At 65.4% G+C, this 2,929-nt stretch carries 1 protein-coding gene and 1 pseudogene; both read right to left on the bottom strand.

The genetic code is table 11. The features are described 5' to 3' along the window. Positions 1–2,643 (bottom strand): error-prone DNA polymerase (locus G3N93_RS37050; RefSeq protein WP_206135244.1); only part of this gene is annotated, 2,643 nt, incomplete at its 3' end. Positions 2,644–2,649: 6 nt separating this feature from the next. Beyond that, positions 2,650–2,929 (bottom strand): annotated as a pseudogene (locus tag G3N93_RS37045) (DNA polymerase Y family protein); the annotation flags it as partial.

Below are 2,929 nucleotides of genomic sequence, written 5' to 3'. Positions count from 1 at the left end.
TTCGAGATCGCGGCGTTCGAGTTGCGCGCGGCGTGCGAGGGTGTCGACGTTGTCGAACGGGCCGGCCGCCGTGCGTGCGGCTTCGATGCGGCGTGCGGCAACTTCGCCGAGGCCACGCACGAGCGACAGGCCGAGCCGCACGGCCGGCTGGCCGTGCGGAGGCGGCTGGTCGGGCAGCGCTTCCAGCGATGCTTCCCAGTTGCTTTGCGTCACGTCGATCGGCAGCACCTGCACGCCGTGACGCTTCGCGTCCTGCACGAGTTGCGACGGCGGGTAGAAACCCATCGGCTGGCTGTTCAGCAGCGCAGCGAGGAAGATCGCCGGTTCGTGGCATTTGAGCCAGCTGCTGGCGTACGCGAGTTTCGCGAAGCTGGCTGCGTGGCTTTCGGGGAAACCGTAATCGCCGAAGCCCTTGATCTGCTCGAAGATCTGTTCGGCGAAGTCGGGCGGGTAATCGCGCTCGCGCATCCCGTCGACGATCTTGCGGTGATATTGCTCGAGATTGCCCTTGCGCTTCCACGCGGCCATCGCACGGCGCAGTTGGTCAGCCTCGCCCGGTGTGAAGCCTGCCGCGATCATCGCGATCTGCATCACCTGCTCCTGGAAGATCGGCACGCCGTACGTACGTTCGAGCGCGGGCTTCAATTCCTCCTTCGGATAACTGACCTTTTCGAGTCCCTGGCGCCGCTTCAGATAGGGGTGCACCGCCCCGCCCTGGATCGGCCCCGGCCGCACGATTGCAACCTCGATCACCAGATCGTAGTAAGTCCGCGGGCGCAGGCGCGGCAGCATCGACATCTGAGCGCGCGATTCGATCTGGAACACGCCGACCGTGTCGGCACGACAGATCATGTCGTAGGTCGCCTTGTCATCCTGGGGAATGTGCTTCAGCGTGAACGGCTCGCCATCCGGCTCCGGCGGCCCGCGCCACGCGGTGCGCATATCGAATGCGCGATGCAGCGCCGACAGCATGCCGAGCGCGAGCACGTCGACCTTCATCAGCCCGAGTGCTTCGAGATCGTCCTTGTCCCACTGGATCACGCGCCGCCCGTCCATCGCCGCGTTCTCGACCGGCACGAGCCGCGTGAGCTTGCCGCGGCTGATCACGAAACCGCCCGAGTGCTGCGACAGGTGACGCGGAAAGTTCAGCAGCCGCGCGGCGAGCCGGGCCCACGCCAGGATGAGCGGCGTCTCGGGATCGAGCCCGATCGTCGAGAATTGCTGCAGCAGGTCGCGGCTGCCGTCGAACCAGCGGTGCGCTTTCGCGACGCGATCGACCAGCATCGGATCGACGCCGAGCGCCTTGCCGGTTTCGCGCAGCACGCCACGCGGACGATAGGTCGATACGGCGGCGGCAAGGGCGGCACGGTTGTGCCCGTATTTTTCGTAGATATGCTGGATCACTTCTTCCCGACGCTGATGCTCGAAGTCGACGTCGATATCGGGCGGCTCGCCTCGCTCCGCGCTGATGAAGCGTTCGAACAGCATCGTGCTCTGCTCGGGATTCACCTCGGTGATGCCGAGGCAGAAGCAGACGACCGAGTTCGCCGCCGAGCCGCGCCCCTGGCACAGGATGTTCTGGCTGCGCGCGTATTTGACGATGTCGTAGACGGTCAGGAAGAACGGCTCGTAGCTCAGTTGCGCGATCAGGTCGAGCTCATACCGGATCTGCTTCGCCACTTTCTCCGGCACACCGTGCGGATAGCGTGTGGCTGCCCCGGCCATGGTTTCCTGCTCCAGATAGCTCGTCGGCGTGAGTCCCTTCGGCACGATCTCGTCGGGATACTCGTAGCGAAGCGAGTCGAGTTCGAAATCGCACGCATCGAGAATCGTGCAGGTCTCCTCGATCTCCGCCGGCGAATACAGATTCCCGATCCGGTTCCGCCCGCGCAGATGCTGTTCCGCATTCGGCGCAAGCGCATACCCGCACTCGGAAACCGGCATCCCGACGCGAATCGCCGTCATCACGTCCTGCAATTCCTTGCACGAGCGCCGGTGCATCGTCACGTCGCCAAGCGCGACGATGCACACGCCACGCCGCTCTCCCGCCGCACGAATCTCCTCGCGCTGCGCACCGTCCAGCGCGCGCTGCAATTGCACGAGCCCGAGCCGCGCACGTTCGCCGAAGGTCGTGCGAAACCACGCGACCTGCGCATCGAGGACATCGGCACGCACCGGATACGTCGGCACGAGAATCGCGAAGCAGTCAGGCATGCCGCGCAAGTGCGCAAACTTGGCAGGCGGCGCCGACAGCATCCGCGACGTCAGCTTGTAAGTCCCCTTCGGTGCTTCCATCCGCCGCCACGAGATCAGCTCGGACAGGTTGCCGTAGCCTTCGCGATTCTGCGCAAGCAACACGAGCCCGAACGCCCCGGGGCCCGGATCGTGGCCGGGCGCAACTTCATCCGGCGTGACGTCGAAATACGAACCGATGACGAGCGGCAACCCTTTCGCCTTCGCCGCGACGTGCATGCGCGGTGCACCGGCGAGCGAGCATTCATCGGTGATCGCGATCCCGCGATAGCCGAGCTCGGACGCGCGCTCGACCAGTTCCTCCGCATGCGACGCGCCATGCAGGAACGAAAAGTTCGAACGGCAGAACAATTCCGCGTAATCGGGCAGCCAGCTGAATTCCGCAACCATCACCGTTCACCCGAACAGGCCGTGCAGGAACCAGCGCGGCTCGGCCTCGCTGCCCGCCCGCTCCTTGAACACCCAGTAGCACGCACCGGCCTCGTCCTGCGCGACGCAGTAATCACGCGCCGCAAGTTGACCATCGAACCACCCTGCCTCGATCCGCTCAGGGGAAGACATCATCCTGAGCGGCGTATGAAATACCGGCCGCTCCCCACGCATCAACAACGGCAGCGGCTCCGCCAGCAACCACGCGGGCCTCGGCGGCACGGCGGGCGGCCCGGCAGCCGGCTTA

Source organism: Burkholderia sp. Se-20378, assembly GCF_017104665.1.
GTDB classification, from domain to species: Bacteria; Pseudomonadota; Gammaproteobacteria; order Burkholderiales; family Burkholderiaceae; genus Burkholderia; species Burkholderia lata.
Note: the sequence above shows the minus strand (reverse complement) of the source record. Positions and strands in the feature narration are given on the sequence as shown.